Origin of the sequence: Azospirillum sp. A29, from assembly GCF_042604625.1 — a bacterium.
GTDB lineage: Bacteria > Pseudomonadota > Alphaproteobacteria > Azospirillales > Azospirillaceae > Azospirillum > Azospirillum palustre.
In genome coordinates, this window is sequence record NZ_CP170467.1 from 674,225 (window position 1) to 690,385 (window position 16,161).

13 protein-coding genes and 2 pseudogenes are annotated in these 16,161 nt (G+C 68.2%); 7 read left to right on the forward strand and 8 right to left on the reverse strand.

Going from position 1 to position 16,161, the window contains the following annotated elements; genetic code table 11:
• Positions 1-108: 108 nt before the first annotated feature.
• Positions 109-821, reverse strand: a pseudogene (locus tag ABNQ38_RS31220) (IS6 family transposase).
• Between the two features lie 120 nt (positions 822-941).
• A complete protein-coding gene (locus tag ABNQ38_RS31225; RefSeq protein ID WP_377810179.1) occupies positions 942-1,760 on the reverse strand; it encodes an AraC family transcriptional regulator in 819 nt (272 codons plus the stop codon).
• 123 nt (positions 1,761-1,883) lie between these two features.
• On the opposite strand from ABNQ38_RS31225, the gene ABNQ38_RS31230 reads away from it, so the two are divergent.
• The 5 genes from ABNQ38_RS31230 to ABNQ38_RS31250 are packed head-to-tail and all read left to right on the forward strand — an operon-like array spanning position 1,884 to position 9,513.
• Positions 1,884-4,106: a TonB-dependent siderophore receptor gene (locus tag ABNQ38_RS31230; protein WP_377810180.1), complete on the forward strand. Its 2,223-nt coding sequence runs from the start codon at positions 1,884-1,886 to the stop codon at positions 4,104-4,106.
• 5 nt (positions 4,107-4,111) lie between these two features.
• On the forward strand, positions 4,112-5,020 hold the full coding sequence (locus ABNQ38_RS31235; RefSeq protein WP_377810181.1) for an ABC transporter substrate-binding protein: 909 nt from the start codon (positions 4,112-4,114) through the stop codon (positions 5,018-5,020).
• On the forward strand, positions 5,013-7,016 hold the full coding sequence (gene fhuB / locus ABNQ38_RS31240) for a Fe(3+)-hydroxamate ABC transporter permease FhuB (protein WP_377810182.1): 2,004 nt from the start codon (positions 5,013-5,015) through the stop codon (positions 7,014-7,016). The genes ABNQ38_RS31235 and fhuB overlap by 8 nt, the downstream gene beginning before the upstream one ends.
• Positions 7,013-8,716, forward strand: a complete 1,704-nt coding sequence (locus tag ABNQ38_RS31245) for a cyclic peptide export ABC transporter (protein WP_377810183.1) — start codon at positions 7,013-7,015, stop codon at positions 8,714-8,716. The genes fhuB and ABNQ38_RS31245 overlap by 4 nt, the downstream gene beginning before the upstream one ends.
• A complete protein-coding gene (locus ABNQ38_RS31250) occupies positions 8,713-9,513 on the forward strand; it encodes an ABC transporter ATP-binding protein (protein WP_377810184.1) in 801 nt (266 codons plus the stop codon). Before ABNQ38_RS31245 ends, ABNQ38_RS31250 begins: the two co-directional genes overlap by 4 nt.
• Before the next feature lie 188 nt (positions 9,514-9,701).
• On the opposite strand, the gene ABNQ38_RS31255 is transcribed toward ABNQ38_RS31250, so the two are convergent.
• Together ABNQ38_RS31255 and ABNQ38_RS31260 are read right to left on the reverse strand one after the other, a co-directional pair.
• On the reverse strand, positions 9,702-10,379 hold the full coding sequence (locus tag ABNQ38_RS31255) for a LysR substrate-binding domain-containing protein (RefSeq protein WP_377810185.1): 678 nt from the start codon (positions 10,377-10,379) through the stop codon (positions 9,702-9,704).
• 11 nt (positions 10,380-10,390) lie between these two features.
• Complete coding sequence (locus tag ABNQ38_RS31260) at positions 10,391-10,627, reverse strand: LysR family transcriptional regulator (RefSeq protein WP_377810186.1); 237 nt, start codon at positions 10,625-10,627, stop codon at positions 10,391-10,393.
• 240 nt (positions 10,628-10,867) lie between these two features.
• On the opposite strand from ABNQ38_RS31260, the gene ABNQ38_RS31265 reads away from it, so the two are divergent.
• Complete coding sequence (locus tag ABNQ38_RS31265) at positions 10,868-11,578, forward strand: SDR family NAD(P)-dependent oxidoreductase (protein WP_377810187.1); 711 nt, start codon at positions 10,868-10,870, stop codon at positions 11,576-11,578.
• A 27-nt stretch (positions 11,579-11,605) separates the two neighbouring features.
• Positions 11,606-11,842 carry a 4-oxalocrotonate tautomerase family protein gene (locus tag ABNQ38_RS31270; protein WP_200487422.1) on the forward strand — a complete coding sequence of 79 codons (237 nt, stop codon included), beginning with the start codon at positions 11,606-11,608 and terminating at the stop codon, positions 11,840-11,842.
• A gap of 389 nt (positions 11,843-12,231) precedes the next feature.
• Here ABNQ38_RS31270 and ABNQ38_RS31275 read toward each other — a convergent pair.
• From ABNQ38_RS31275 to ABNQ38_RS31290, 4 genes and pseudogenes are all read right to left on the reverse strand, one after another.
• Positions 12,232-12,711, reverse strand: a pseudogene (locus ABNQ38_RS31275) (transposase); the annotation flags it as partial.
• Between the two features lie 14 nt (positions 12,712-12,725).
• A complete protein-coding gene (locus tag ABNQ38_RS31280) occupies positions 12,726-13,079 on the reverse strand; it encodes a hypothetical protein (RefSeq protein WP_377810188.1) in 354 nt (117 codons plus the stop codon).
• Positions 13,080-13,253: 174 nt separating this feature from the next.
• Entirely contained in the window at positions 13,254-14,909 is a 1,656-nt protein-coding gene (locus ABNQ38_RS31285; protein WP_377810189.1) for an acetolactate synthase large subunit, read from the reverse strand.
• The gene (locus ABNQ38_RS31290) at positions 14,896-16,086 is read right to left on the reverse strand and encodes a GlxA family transcriptional regulator (RefSeq protein ID WP_377810190.1); all 1,191 of its coding nucleotides are present in this window, start codon (positions 16,084-16,086) and stop codon (positions 14,896-14,898) included. The genes ABNQ38_RS31285 and ABNQ38_RS31290 overlap by 14 nt, the downstream gene beginning before the upstream one ends.
• Between the last annotated feature and the right edge of the window lie 75 nt (positions 16,087-16,161).

Genomic DNA, 16,161 nt, shown 5'->3' on the forward strand with positions numbered 1-16,161 from the left:
GTCAGGACGGCGTGAACGGGACTTGCGGCGGAAGGGCACCGTCAACTCGTTGTCAGCGGTGATGAGGGACGGCGCGGTTTGACCGGAAATAGCCGATGGACCGAGTGCTTACGCGGCCAAGGGCGCGCCGGCCACGTCGGCCCAGGCAGCGAAGGCCTGGACGCGGGCGGCTCGGAACTCGGAGGCGGTGAGGTGATCGCGGCGAAGATGGAAGAGGTTATGGATCGGCTCGTGGATTGATAGGAAACGCTGCGCCTGACGGGCCGACTTGAAGCGCTTCATCTGCCGCTCGCGTCGTCGGGTTGGCTGATGCGAGTTCTCAGCCCCGTTGTTCAGGCGCTTGTGCTGGCGGTGCTCGCAACGCAGCTTCAGATCCTTTTTGGCTGCCGCGTAGGACTTCAGCTATCCGTGATCATCACACGCGGCGCTCGGCCCTGCTTTTTCAGCAGCTTGCGCAGCAGGCGCTTGGCGGCTTTCGTGTCGCGCCGGCTCTGGACGAGCACGTCGAGCACGAAGCCGGCTTGGTCTACCGCGCGCCACCGGTAGTGCTTCTGGCCGGCGATGCTGATCACCACCTCGTCCAAGTACCACTTGTCACCCAGAGCAAGGCGCCGCTGGCGGATGCGGGTGGCGATCGCGCGTCCGAACTTCAGGCCCCACTGGCGCACCGTTTCTTGGCTCACCGTGATACCGCGCAGCGCCAGCATCTCCTCGACCATGCGCAAGCTCACCGCAAAGCGGAAGTAAAGGTACACCGCGTGGCTGATCACCTCGGCGGGGAACCGGTAGCCGGTGTAAATCGGGTCGGGGCGCGTCGTCATCTCGGCCCTATACCGTCACCGCACACGGCCGCATAGCCCGAACTTGACGGTGCCTCTACAGGTGCGGGGCGGCATAACAACGCCGCATCCGCAAAACGGATTGCCTTGATTCACCCACCATCACTTCGACGATGAGCTTTGGTGCGATGGCGGATGTTCCCGATGGTTGGCGAAGCGGGAAGGGGTAACGCCGAAATGGCGGCGGAACATCGCGGTGAAGGCGCTCGGGCTGTCGTAACCGAGGTTGAGCGCCACCGTGGTGACGGGGGCGCCGGTCATCAGCATTTCCGCCGCCTGGAACAGGCGCAGACGCTGGCGCCAGGCCGAAAAACTCATTCCCGTCGCATCGGCGAAGCGGCGGGTGACGGTGCGCCGTGACAACCCGACCACGTCCGCCAGCGCATCGAGCGACCGGTCGTCCGCCGGGTCGTCGATGATCATGCGGGCGATCTGCGCCATCGCGCGGTCGGCCGGCATCGGCAGATGTTCATGCTCCAGCGGCAGTGCCGCGATTTCGTCGAGGACCACCAGCCCGAGCCGCTCCTCGCGCGTGCCGGGATCGGCGCCGTCCTGCCAATGGCTGATGCGGGCAATCCCCTCCCGCAACAGGCTGGGGGTGGAGGCGCTGCCGAAGCGGTCCGGTAGCCGGCCGCACATCTCCGGCGCCACATAGACGTACCAACCGGAGAAATTCCCGCATAGCCGCAATGCATGTTCCTGCCCCGGCGGGATCCAAGCGGAATGGCCGCTCGGCACCATCCAGTTCCCCTGGCGGGTGTAGATCGTCAGCAGGCCGGTGGACACAACCACGGCCTGCCCGCGGGCATGGCTGTGCCAGCGGATCGTCACCGGCTTCGTCCCGCGCTCCCGCCCGATCGCCAGCACCGTCGGCTGTTCGGGCGCATCCAGGCTGGCAAGCGAATAATTCAGCAGCCGCATGGCCTCGTCTCGATAGTTCCTGTCCCGCCCGCAGGAGCGGAATGCAATGAGGAATGATACTCATTCTCATTAGGGGCCGGTAGATGCTTCCGGCGCACAGCGGGACAAGCGACAGAGGATGCGATGGGGCAGACGGTGCGGATCCGGGCGGCGGAGAGCCGGAGGAAGAAGAGGAGCCGGCGCAATGCCACGATCCCGGCGATGCTGGCGGTGGCAGCGACCGTCTGGACGCCGGCTTGGGGACAGGATGCGGCCGGGCAGCAAGGGGTTGGGAAGCAGGCGGTTGGACCGCAGGGCGGTGCGACGCTCAGCCTGCCTGCGGTGTCAGTGACGGCGAACCCCGGCAACCCGGCGCTGGCGGCCGACGGCTACGTCGCCCCCGCCTCGGTGGGCGCCACCAAGACCGGCACCGCCCTGCTGGAAACCCCGCAGACCGTCAACGTCATCACCCGGGAGGAGCTGGACACCCGCCGGCCGCAGACCGTCCGGTCGGTCCTACGCTACGCCCCCGGCGTGCAGATCAGCGAGGACGCCGACAACCGGCTGGACAGCCTGTCGGCGCGCGGCTTCGCGCTCGACCAGTATCTGAACGGGCTGAAACAGCTCTCCGGCACCTGGGCGGTCCCGAAGACCGAGCCCTATCTGCTGGAACGGGCGGAGGTGCTGACCGGTCCCTCCTCGGTCCTCTACGGGCAGGCGTCGCCCGGCGGCATCCTCAACATGGTCGCCAAGCGGCCGACCGCCGAGCCGCTGCATCAGGTGGAGGTCCAGACCGGCACCGGCGCGATGATGCAGGGCGCCTTCGACCTCGGCGGGCCGCTCGACAAGGAGGGCCGAGTCCTCTACCGGCTGACCGGCATCGGTCGGACCGCCGAGACGCAGACCGACCACACCAAGGAGCAGCGAATCGCCATCGCCCCGTCGGTGACCTGGAAGCCGGACGACGACACCAGCCTGACCCTGCTGGCCGGCTACCTGCACGACCCGAAGGGCGGCATCTGGAACCTGCTGCCCTATTCCGGCACGCTGCAGCCGAACCGCTACGGCAAGATCTCGCCCAGCTTCTACACCGGCGACACCGGGTTTGAGAGCTTCAAGCGCGACCAGACCCAGATCGGCTACGAGTTCGAGCACCGCTTCGGCAAGGCGCTGACGGTCCGGCAGAACGCCCGCTACACCCACATCGACGTCGATTACGCCTCGGTCCAGGGCCTGAACCTCCAGGCCGATCAGCGGACGCTGAACCGACAGACCTACACCGCCGACGAGCGGCTCGACACCTTCGCCATCGACAACCAGGCGGAGCTGACGCTGGAAACCGGGTCGCTGTCGCACACGCTGCTTGCCGGCCTCGACTACCAGCGCATCGGCTGGGACAATTTCACCCGCTTCGGCACGGCGCCGACGCTGGACATCCTGGCGCCGAACTATAATCAGGTCATCAGGCTGCCCGGCGTCTTCCAGAACGCCTACCAGACCCAGAGCCAGGTCGGCGCCTACCTGCAGGACCAGATCCGGCTGGGCGGCTGGTCGCTGCTGCTGGCCGGGCGCGAGGACTGGGCGAAGACGAACAGCGAGAACCGCCTGACCAACCGGCGGACCAGCCAGTTCGACCGCGCCTTCACCGGCCGGGTCGGGCTGACCTACCTGTTCGACAACGGTCTGGCACCCTACGCCAGCTACGCGACCTCCTTCCAGCCGGTCGCCGGCACCAACCGGCAGGGCGCCGCCTTCGAGCCGACCAAGGGCAAGCAGGTCGAGGTCGGGGTGAAGTTCCAACCCAAGGGCCTCAACAGCTTCGTCACCGCCTCGGCCTTCGACCTGCGCCAGACCAACGTCACCACGCCCGATCCGGTCAACCCGAACTTCGGCGTCCAGACCGGCGAGGTGCGCTCGCGCGGCGTCGAGCTGAGCGGCGTCGCCAGCCTGACCGACGGCTTGAGCGTCCGCGCCTCCTACGCCTATCTCGACAACGAGATCACCAAGGACAACGCCGGCAACGCCGGCCACCGGCTGAACAACGTGCCGGCGCACATCGCCTCGCTGTGGGCCGACTACACGATCCAGGAGCAGGCGCTGAAGGGGCTGGGCTTCGGCGGCGGCGGCCGTTACGTCGGGTCGACCTACGCCACCAACGCCAACACGGTGAAGATCCCGGACTACGCGGTGTTCGACGCGGCGGTCCATTACGACCTGGGGCAGGCGGTGCCGTCCCTGCAGGGGACGCAACTGGCGGTCAATGCCTCGAACATTTTCGACAAGGAGTATGTGTCGGTCTGCTCGGCCGTCGGCTGCCGCTGGGGACTGGGCCGCACGGTCTACGCCAGCGTCCGCTACTCTTGGTGACATCCATGGTCGATAGGGCTTTCCCCCTGTCGCGGCGCAGCCTTCTGGGCGGCTCCGTCGCCTTTGGCCTGGGCGGGCTGGCCGCCTTGAAGACGGCGGCGGCGGCTCCGCCGCGGCGGGTCGTTGTGCTCGACTGGGGGCTGGCGGCCTGCTGCGTCGCGCTGGGCTGCCTCCCGGTCGGCGTGCCGGCGCCGTCCTGGGGCACGCGCTACGCCGGCGCCCCGGCGTTGCCGGCCGGGGTGGTCGATGTCGGCCTGCTGTTCACGCCGAACTTCGAGCTGCTTCAGGCGCTGGAGCCGGACGCGATCCTGATCACGCCGGGGTTGGAGGCGATGCGCGGCCCGCTGGAGCGGGTGGCGCCAGTCGTCACCGTGACGCTCGACCGGCCAGGGGCCGGCGTGCTGGAGCGGGCGGGAACGGAGACGCGGCGGCTGGCCGCCCTTCTCGGGCTGGAGGCGGCGGCCGAGACGCTGGCCGCCCGCGCCGAGGCGGCGCTGGAAGAGGCGGCGGCCACGCTGGCGCCGCTGGCCGACCAGCCAGTCTGGCTCGTCAATATCCTCGACCAGCGGCACGTCAACGTCTTCGGTTCATCGAGCCTGCACCACGCGGTGCTGGGCCGGCTCGGGCTGCGCAACGCCTGGAATGGGGAACCGTCGATGGGCGAGTTCGTCCCGGTCGGGTTGGAGCGGCTGGCCGGAGTGCCCGACGCGCGGTTGGTCAATGTGGCGCTCGGCGGCTTTGGCCGGTTGACGGCCATGGCGGCGAATCCCTTCTGGCAGGCGATGCCCTTTGCGCGCGACGGGCGGACGCACGAGATCGGCTCCGTCCTCGGCTCGGCCGGTCTGCCGGCGGTGGAGCGGCTGGCCCGGCTGCTGACGGCGGCGCTGACACCGGTGGAGGCGGTCCGTGGCTGACGGTCGTTTCCGTTGCGGTGGGCTGATCGCCCTTCTGGCGCTGCTTGCCGCCGTGCTGACGGCGGTGGCGGCGCATCCCTATTTGCCGGGCTCGCTGGGCAACGTCGAAACCTGGCGCTGGCTGCTGGCGGGCGACGGGGGCGACGTGAGGCGGCTGATCCTGACCGACAGTCTGCTGCCGCGCCTGTGCGCCAGCCTGCTGTGCGGCGGCGCCCTGGCATTGGCCGGGGTGCTGTTCCAGCAGGTTCTGCGCAACCCCCTGGCCGAACCCTCGACCCTGGGCGTCGCCGGCGGCGCGCAACTGGCGTTGATGGCGACGGCGATGCTGGCCCCCGGCCTGGGCGTCGGCTCCGGCGGCATGGCACGCGGTCTGGTCGCGTTGGCCGGCGGAGCCGGAGCGGCGGCGCTGGTGGTCGGGCTGGCGTGGCGGGCGGCGCTGGCGCCGGCCGTCGTCATCCTCGCCGGGTTGGCCGTCGGCCTGACCTGCAGCGCGCTGGCCAGCGGCCTGATGCTGTTCAACGGAGCCGGGTTCCAGGCCCTGTTCCTGTGGGCGAGCGGATCGCTGAGCCAGAACGGCTGGGCGATTCCGCAGGCGCTGGCCCCGCAGTTGGCGGCCGGGGCCGCCCTCGCCTTGCTGCTGGCGCGCCCGCTCGCCCTGCTCGATCTGGGGGCGGAGGGCGCCGTCGGCCTCGGTGTTCCGGTACGGGTCCTGCGGCTGGCGGCGCTGGCGCAGGCGGTGGCGTTGAGCGCGGCGGTGGTCAGCGCTGCCGGCGTGATTGGCTTCGTCGGGCTGGCCGCCCCGGCGATGGCGCGGCTGGCCGGCGCCCGCAGCCTGGACGCCCGGCTGGCCTGGGCACCGCCGCTGGGTGCCGCGCTGCTGTGGCTGGCCGACGCGGCGGCGCAGGCGGTCGCGCAGCTGGCTGGAGGCCGCGAGCTGCCGACCGGAACGCTGACCGCGCTGCTCGGCGCACCGCTGCTGTTGTGGTTGCTGACCAGGTCCAGTGGCCAGGGCGGCAACCTGCCGGTCACAGCCGAGGCGCCGCCGCGCCGGCTGACGCGGCCCGTCCCCTGGCTGGCGGCCGGGCTGCTGGCCCTGGCGCTCGCCGTTTGGCTGGCGCTGACGGTGGGGCAAGGGGTCGGCGGCTGGCGCTGGAGCGGCTGGACGGAGCTGCAGCCGCTGCTGTACTGGCGGGCGCCGCGCATGGCGGCGGCGATGGCCGCCGGGGCGATGCTGGGGGCGGCCGGGGTGCTGCTGCAACGGTTGACCGGCAACCCGATGGCCGGGCCGGAGGTGCTGGGCATCAGCACCGGCGCCGCCTTCGGCGTCATCCTGCTCCACCTCGCGGTTCCCGCTTTTCCGGTCGAGGCGCAGGTGGCCGCCGCCGGGGCCGGCGCGCTGGCGACGCTGGGTGCGGTGCTGCTGCTCGGCCGCCGGCACGGCCACGCGCCGGAACGGCTGCTGCTGACCGGCGTGGCGCTGACCACCGTCTTCGGCGCCGTGGTGGCGCTGCTGCTGTCGAGCGGCGACCCTCGCGCCTTCATCCTGTTCCGCTGGCTGACCGGCTCGACCTATCTGGTGACGCCGGCCATCGCCACGGCCGCCTGGGCCGCCGCCCTGCCGCTGCTGGCCCTGCCGCTGCTCTGCGCCCGCTGGCTGGAGATCCTGCCGCTCGGCGAGGCGGCGGCGCGCGGGCTCGGCCTGCGGCTGCCGTTGGTGCGCGGGCTGGTCCTGCTGCTGGTCGCGGCGCTGACCACGGCGGCGACGCTGGTGGTCGGGCCGCTCAGCTTCGTCGGGCTGATGGCGCCGCACGCGGCCCGGCTGTGCGGGTTGCAGCGGGCGGTGCCGCAACTGGCCGGGGCGGCGCTGGCCGGCGCCCTGGTCATGGTGGTGGCCGACTGGCTCGGCCGTGTCCTGCTGTTCCCCGCCCAGATGCCGGCCGGCCTGCTGGCGACCCTGCTGGGTGCCCCCTACCTTCTCTGGCTGTTGCGGCGATGAACAATTCCAAGCAAGATCCCAACCACGGCCGTTTCGCCCTGCTCCGCGCGGCGCTGGGCCTGCTGCGTCCCTTCTGGCCGACAGCCCTGGCCGCGACCCTGCTGGGGGTGGCCGGCGGCCTCGCCACCGCGGCGCTGCTGGCGCAGGTCAACCGCGGCCTCCAGGAGCCCGGCGGGGTCGGCGCCGGCTTCTTCCTGGCCTTCGCCGGCCTGTGCGGGCTGAGCGTGCTGGGCAAGGCGGCAGCCGGCGTCGGCAACAGCCTGACCGGCCAGAGGGTGATCGCTGCGCTGCGCAAGGACATCGCCGCCCGCATCCTGCGCGCCCCGGTCGCCGCCATCGAGCGGCAGCGGATTCACCGGCTGGTGGCCTCGCTGGTCAACGACGTCGAGGCGGTCAGCGTCTTCACCTTCAACGTCTCCGGCTACGCCGTGGCGCTGGCGGTGACGCTGGGTTGTTTCGGCTATCTGCTGGCGCTATCGCCCGCGCTGCTGCTGCTGGTTCTGCTGGCGGTGGCGGCCGGGGTGCTGGTCACCCACCACGCCCGCCGCGCCTGGATGGAGGATTACGCCGACGTCCGCGACGCCCAGGACGACCTTCAGAAGCAGTACCGCGCCATCACAGAGGGCGCCAAGGAACTGCGCGTCGACCGGCCGCGCCGCCGCCGGGTGTTCGAGGTCCTGCTGGGCGGGGCGGTCGACCGCATCGCCCACCGCAAGAGCCACGCCATGCGCCTGTTCTGGACGGCGGACGCCGTCGGCTCTGGCCTGTTCTTCTTGGTCATCGGCGTCGCGCTGCTGCTGCGTGAGCGGCTGGCGCTGGAACCGGCGGCGGTCAGCGGCTTCGCCATCGTGTTGCTCTACGTCAAGGGGCCGATCGACCAGCTCGTCGGCGCGCTGCCGGCGCTGGGACAGGCGCAGGTCGCCTTCCGGCGGGTCGCCCGGCTTGCCGCCGACTTCGACGGACGCGAGCCGGTGGCGCTGGAGGAGCCCGGCGGGCCGACGCCGGAGCTGTGCCACGCCATCGCGCTCGACAGCGTGCGCTATGCCTACCCGGCCGGAGAGGATGGCCGGCCGGGCTTCACGGTTGGGCCGATCGACCTGGAGATCCGGCGCGGCGAGATCCCGTTCATCGTCGGCGACAACGGGTCGGGCAAGACGACGCTGATCAAGCTGCTGCTCGGCCTCTACCTGCCGCAGACGGGCGCCATCCGACTCGACGGTCAACGGGTTGCCGACGCGGCGCGCGACGACTACCGCCAGCTCTTCGCCACCGTCTTCACCGACTATTACCTGTTCGACGAGGTCGGCACGCCGGGCGCCGGCCTGCCGCCGGAGGCGGAGCGTTACCTGGAACGGCTGGACATCGCCCATAAGGTCTCGCTGCGCGACGGCGTCTTCTCCACCACCGACCTGTCGACCGGCCAGCGCAAGCGGCTGGCTCTGCTGAACGCCTGGGCGGCCGGGCGGCCGGTGATCGTCTTCGACGAATGGGCTGCCGACCAGGATCCGGGCTTCCGCCACCTCTTCTACACCGAGCTGCTGCCCGACCTGCGCCGCCAGGGCCGGGCGCTGGTGGTGATCTCGCACGACGACCGCTATTTCGGCCTCGCCGACCGTGTGGTCCACATGGCCGGCGGGCGCATCGCCCTTGTGTCCACGCCAGCGGCTCCGGAAGACATCGCAGGGAATGCCGGACGATGAGCGCCACCCTTTTCGAACTGGAGGCCGTCGTCGCCTCGGTACCCGGCCGCACGTTGCTGCACCCGCTGACCCTGGCACTGGCCCCCGGCCGGGTCGTCGGGCTGATCGGGCACAACGGGTCGGGCAAATCGACCCTGCTGAAGCTGATGGCGCGCCAGCTCATCCCCTCGGCCGGGACGATCCGCTTCGAGGGCCGTCCGCTCGCTGCCTGGAAGGCGCGCGCCTTTGCCCGACGCCTTGCTTATCTGCCACAGCAGACGCCCGCCGCCCCTGGCCTGCTGGTGCGGGAACTGGTGGCGCTCGGCCGATATCCCTGGCACGGGATGCTCGGCCGTTTCGGGGCCGGCGACCGGGAGGCGGTGGAGGACGCGATGGCCCAGACCGGCGTAGCGGACTTCGCCGGCCAGCAGGTCGACATGCTGTCGGGCGGGGAGCGCCAGCGGGTCTGGCTCGCAATGCTGCTGGCCCAGCGGCCGGGCGCCCTACTGCTGGACGAGCCGACCTCCGCCCTCGACATCGCCCACCAGGTGGAGGTGCTGACCCTGATCCGCCGTCTCAGCCGTGAGCACGGTCTCGGCGTCGTCATTGTCCTGCACGACGTGAATATGGCCGCCAGCGTCTGCGACGAGTTGCTGGCCCTGCATAGCGGCCGGCTGATCGCCCGCGGCGCTCCCGACGCGGTGATGACCCCTGCGACCCTGGAGCGTATCTACGGCCTGCCCTTCGGGGTGATGCCGCATCCGGTCTCGGGCCGCCCGCTCGGCTATGTCGCACAGCCTGTTCCCGGCGTGGAGTGATGGAAAGGACTTTGGCTGTTTTGATGCTGGCGGCACCGTCAACTCGTTGTCAGCGATGATGAGGGACGGCGCGGTTTGACCGGAAATAGCCGATGGACCGAGTGCTTACGCGGCCAAGGGCGCGTCGTCATCTCGGCCCTATACCGTCACCGCACACGGCCGCATAGCCCGAACGTGACGGCACCCCGTCACCCCTCTCCGCCGGTTCCCTCCCCGGCCGCTTCCTCAATGATCCAGTCGACGAAGGCGTGGACGTTCGCTCGCGACGCGACTTGGGGCGGATGCAAGAGGTAATAGCCCAATCCCGCCGGGCAAGACTTCGCAAAGGGGCGGATCAGCCGCCCGGCCGAGAGATCGTCGGCAACGATCAGGCTGCGCCCCAGCAGCACACCATGTCCATCGACGGCCGCCTGGGTCGCCGTCACCGAGGAATTGAAGCGCAGCCCCCGGTTGAGGTCGATGGCCTGCTCCAGCCCGACCATTTGCAGCCAGACCCGCCATGACGGGATCGGCCCCGCGAAATTGATCGTCTCGTCGTGCAGCAACGTATGTTGCCCCAGGTCGGCGATGCTGCGCAACGGAACGGCGCTGGACAGCAGCCGGGGGCTGCACACCGGAAACAGCTCCTCCTCGAACAGCAGCACGCTTTTCAGGCCGGGGTAGGAGCCGGGGCCATAGCGGATGACGATGTCCACCTCGTTGGCGGAAAAATCCACCAGCCGCACGTCCGCGTCGATGCGCAGGTCGATGTCGGGGTGGCGTGTCCGAAAATGCTCGATGCGCGGCATCAGCCATTTGGCCGCGAAGGACGGCGACATGCTGACCGTCAGGATGCCGCCCGCAGCCAGCCGCTTGACCTGCCCCATGGCGGCCTCCATCAGGTCGAAGCTGCGCCGCAGGTCGGGCAGCAGGATTGCCCCGCCTCTGTCAGGAGCACGCGTCGGCCGCTACGCCGGAACAGCGCCACGCCAAGATAATCCTCCAGCGTCCGCACCTGATGGCTGATCGCCGCCGGGGTGACGCACAATTCGTCCGCGGCCCGGGCGAAACTGAGATGGCGGGCGGCGGCCTCGAAGGCGCGGAACCCGCTGAGGGGCAGCGACGGTCGCGACACCGACAAATCCACCTTGTCGATTCGATGAGGAAAGCTCGTTTGCCGTTCTACACGTCCTGCGGCATTTTTCAATGCGAAAGCGGGGCGGAAAGACAGGGTGGTCGCAAGTTTCGACGGTCTCCCGGTTCCCGCCTCACAACAGAAATTCTCATTGTTTCAATCCACGCCAAGGGACGTGAAACGATCCGCAGGTGGCGGGCCATCCACACACGACCCTTGTTCGAACCCAAAGGATCGATCATGAGCACGCAGAAGGTTGCGTGGATCACCGGCGCGTCGCAGGGCATCGGTGCGGGTCTGGTGGCGGGCTTCCGCCAGCGCGGTTTCGCCGTCGTCGCCAACTCCCGCTCCATCAAAGCCAGCGATGATCCGAACGTCGTGACCGTCGGCGGCGACATCGCCGACCCGGACACCGCCAAGCGTCTGGTAGAAACCACCCGCAAACGCTTCGGGCGCATCGACACGCTGGTCAACAACGCCGGCATCTTCATCGCCAAGCCCTTCACCGAATACACCGCGTCCGACTACGCGGCGGTCGTCGCTACCAACCTGACCGGCTTCTTCCATGTGTCCCAGCTGGCCGCGGCGCAGATGCTGAACCAGGGCAGCGGACACATCGTCAACATCACCACCACGCTGGTGGAACAGCCGCTGGCCAGCGTGCCCGCGGCGCTGGCATCCCTGACCAAGGGCGGCTTGGACGCGGTTGTCCGCTCGCTCGCCATCGAATACGCAGGCAAGGGCATCCGCGTGAACGCTGTGTCGCCGGGCATCATCAAGACGCCTATGCACGCCCCGGAAACGCATGAATTCCTGGCCGCTTTGCACCCGGTCGGCCGGCTGGGCGACATTCAGGACATCGTGGACGCGGTGCTCTACCTCGACGCCGCCAACTTCGTCACCGGCGAAACGCTGCACGTCGACGGCGGGCAGCACGCCGGTCGCTGGTAAGGCCATCAAACGGAAAGGACGCACCCGATGCCGTACGTGAACATCCAAATCACCCGCGAGGGCACAAGCCCCGGCGCAACCGGCGCGACACCGGAGCAAAAGGCGACCCTGATCAAGGGTGTCAGCGACCTGTTGTTCGAGGTGCTGAACAAGCCGCACGCGGCGACCTTCGTCGTGATCGACGAGGTTCCCATGGAGAACTGGGGCATGGGCGGATTACCGGTTGAAGAATACCGGCGCCAGACGGCGGGCAAGACCTCGTGAACGGTTCCGGCAGGTTTCGCGCAAGCTTGTTCAACGACGTGGGACTGTCGCAGAGGATCCCGTCACTCTGGAGGTGACCAATGCGCGGCCCACACTGCTCTCCGACCGCGGCGACCGAGCATCCGGACCGGACCCGCGCAGGACTACCGGCGATTCCGGTGCCGGAAGTATGGGCCGGGTTTCAACGAGCGCACCGGCTCGGTGCTGAACCGCCTGCAGCTGCCTTCGGACGTTGTCTTCCTGATCGTGCTGCGGCGCCTCCTGTTCAAGCTGAGCCTGCGCGATCTGGCTGTAATCCTGCCCCTGCGCGGCTTGGTCTCCTCGCACGGGGCAGTGCGCGACTGGGAGGCCAAACTGATGCCGTTGCTCAGCGGCACCCTATGGCAGCGCCGGAGAGGCAAGACTTCCCCGAGGGAGCGGCGGCCGTAATCGACAGCGCGCTGCCAACCAGCCCGGCCGCGCTCCTTGATCATTGAGATGTGCGGGTCGCGTTGGGTTGGAGCGGTTTCGGTCGTGTCGCTCGGCACGGCGGTCGAGCGGGGTGGGATGACCACTGCGGCGTCGGGCGTGTGGCCCGTGACGGCCTGGTAGATTGGCTCGCCATCGTACCCCTCGTCGGCCAGCACCGTGCCGATCGGGCGGGCGATCTGGTCGAGCAGCGGACCGAGCAGGGAGGAATCCCCCTCCTCATTGGAAGTCAACGTCGATGCCAGGATCTCGCCGGTGTCCGGATCGACCGCCAAGTGCAGTTTGCGCCAACTCCGGCACGCGTGGCGGCCGTGCTTTTCCAGATGCCACTCACCCCGGCCGAACACCTTCAGCCCCGTGGAGTTGATCACCACGGTGACCGGCCCGTCCGCCTTGGCCACGGGCTTGCAGATAATTAGGGCAAAACCGAACGCACCGCCAACTGCAGGTCGCCCATGGTAAACGGCATCTCCAAGCACGTCACCGTATCGCAATTATCTTCCGCCGCCGTACGGAAGCGCGCTGCCATAGCAACAATCATTGTTGGATAGGAGCGAGATAGGACTTCGACCTCCTCCCTTCCCCCCGCCAAGTCGATGTTGATCAGCATCAAGTCCGGCGTCAAGCTCTGCAGGGAAGCGTGCAATTTGGATGACGAGCAGACTACTCGACAGGTTCCACCCCATTGCTCGATAATGAGGCAAAGGCCAGAAGCGACCGAGGCGTAAGGTTCCGCTATCAGCACGGTCATGCCGGTAAGATCAATCATTGTTCTTCCTTGGTTGATTGGCAACACCTTTGCTCAGAATGTGGTTCTGTCAGCCTTGGGGCCAGCTGGCGTTGTCACGGGAACGGCGGCGCTGCGCCCGTCGCGGCATCAAAGACCGCTCCAGGCCGCCGCGCCTTCACTCTGTTCGGTCATCGACAAGTTGACGGCGCATCGTCAAACGTTCTCACTCCCACTCTCCGAGCCACGGTCGCGCAGTTCGTCGACAAGGACCCGCATGTTTTCCGAGTAATCGATCGGCACCGTGATGAGGTGGACGCCGCCGCCGGCGAACGCCGCCGCAAGCGCCGGCGCCAAGCCATCGGCGTCTTCGACCCGGCGGCCCGGCAGGCCGTAGGCCCGGGCGTAAGTGACGAAGTCGGGATTGCCGAAAGTCATGCCGAAGTCGGCATAACCGTCGACCGCCTGTTTCCAGCGGATCATCCCGTAAGCGTTGTCCTGAAGGATCAACACCACGAGGTTGAGCCCAAGACGGACAGCCGTCTCCAGCTCCTGTGCGTTCATCATAAATCCGCCATCTCCGCACACCGCCAGAACCCGCCGGGTCGGGTAGAGCATGGCCGCCATGATCGCCGATGGCAGACCGGCCCCCATCGTCGCCAACGCATTGTCGAGCAGCAGCGTGTTGGCGACCCGGGTGCGGTAGTTGCGGGCGAACCAGATCTTGTACATGCCGTTGTCGAGGCAGACGATGCCATCCTCTGGCATCACCTGGCGCACATCATGCACGATGCGTTGCGGGGTCAGCGGATACCGGCTCTCGTCCGCCCGGTCGGCGATCCGGGCGAGGATCCCCTCACGTAGGCCAAGGAGCGCTCCCGCGCGGGGCAGCTTGCCCTCGAGCCGGTCGGCCAACAGGCCGAGGCTCGGCCCGACGTCGCCCACCAGCTCGACGTGCGGGAAAAACACCTCCTCGACCGTGGCCGGCTGATAGCCCACATGCAGGACCGTGGGACCTCCAGGCCCCATCAGAAACGGCGGCTTCTCCACCGTGTCGTGGCCGATCGAGACGATGAGATCGGCTTGGTCGATCGCCCGATGCACATAGTCGCGCTCCGAAAGGGCGGCGGTGCCTATGTAGAGTCCGGAGCCCCCCGAGACCGCTCCCTTGCCCATCTGGGTGTTGATGAACGGGATTTGCACGCGCTTGACGAATTCCGACAGCGCCTGCGCTAGGCGTGGCCGGTTCGCCGCGGCGCCCAACATCACCAGCGGCCGCTTCGCCTTGCGGATCAAATCGGCCGCCCTGTCCAGTGCTTCCCGCGAGGCGACCGGCGGGTCGATCCGGTGGGGCGGCACCGGTGCGAGCATCGGTGCGGCTTCACTGGCGATGTCCTCGGGCAGTTCGAGGAGGACCGGCCCCGGCCGCTCCTGTTGGGCCACCCGGAAGGCTTCGCGGACGAGCGCCGGGATGACCGTCGGGCTTACGATCTGGCGCGCCATCTTGGTCAGCGGCGTCATCGTCGAGACCATGTCCACGACCTGGAAGCGCGCCTGCTTGCGGCTCAAAATCCCCTTCTGGCCGGTGAGCAGGATCATAGGCATCGCCCCGAGCAGACCGTAGGCGGCGCCGGTGGCGAGGTTGAGCGCGCCGGGCCCGAGCGTCGCCAGGCACACCCCGGCCCGGCCAGTCAGCCGCCCGTGCGTCGCCGCCATGAAGGCGGCCGCCTGCTCGTGGCGGGTCAGCACCAGTTTGATCGACGAATGCCGCAGCGCCTCGACGACCGCAAGATTTTCCTCTCCGGGAACCCCGAAGACCTGCTCCACACCCTCGCACTCCAGTGCCGATACCAGCAGTTCAGCGCCGTTCATGGGAACACTCCTCAAGCCGATCCAAGCGCGATGCAAATTCCGCCAAGGGCCCAAACACCTCAATCAGAGCATGCAGGCACAAGGGATTCTCATATGGGACCGTGCCGTGGCCGCGCTCGTCCAAAGGCACCCACGCGACCTGGGACGCCACCGCCACACCACTCGAAAGCGAAGTACCCAGCACGTTTGGTCTCGGCGTTGTTTGCCGAACATATGTCGCGGCGTCTTCAATACGCCGGCGGTATTCTCCAGGTGTAACCCGCAACCGTCGCAAAAACGCGCGGCGCAGGGCATTGGCGTTTCCAAAACCACATCGGGCGGCAACACGCTGCAGCGGTGTATCCGTGTCCTCAAGCAAGCGCCGGGCCGCGTCGACCCGCACCCCCTCTACGAAGTCTTTCGGGGTCATGTTTGCTTCCAAGCGGAACACTCGGGCGAAATTGCGAGCGCTCATGTTCGCCCGCTTCGCCAAGGCGTTGACAGTCAGGTTGCCTGTCAGGTTTTCCAGCGCCCACGCTTGTACCGCCTGGATGGCCGAGCGCTCCGACGACTGGGCGGCCAAATGGGCACTAAACTGTGACTGTCCGCCAGGACGCTTCAGAAACATCACCAACTCGCGTGCGACCGCCAGCGCAAGCGGACGTCCCCAATCTTCCTCCACCAGCGCAAGCGCCAAATCCATACCCGCCGTCACACCAGCCGATGTGTACAGAGGGCCGTCGCACACGAAGATGCAATCGGGCTCGACCGTTGCCTCAGGAAAGGCTGTGGCGAGTTCGTCGGCGACCCTCCAGTGCGTGGTCACGCGATGACCGTCGAGAAGCCCGGCAGCCCCGAGCACGAACGCCCCGGAGCACACCGAACCGTAGCGTCGCGCCGTTGCGGCATGCTGTTTCAACCACCTCTGCACGACGGGTTCGCACGGATAATTCTGAATCCTGGGGCCACCGGCAACAAGCACCGTGTCAATCGGGCCTTCATCGGGATCCTCGATGGTGCGGTCCGGAAGAAGCCGCAATCCCGAGGAACCGATGATCGGCCCTGGGGAAAGGCCGATCACCTGCATCGTGTATGCGTTTGTGTCGCCAAGCTGGCGGCCGGCTTCGGCAAACACATCGAGTGGCCCCACGACGTCCAACAGCTGAACCCCGGGAAAGGCGAGCAACGACACGCGCATGGCATTTTTCCAAATGGTTTGGCAGAAACCAGGATATCGAACCGCTTCCGGCCACGCCGATGTGCGTCCCGCGGA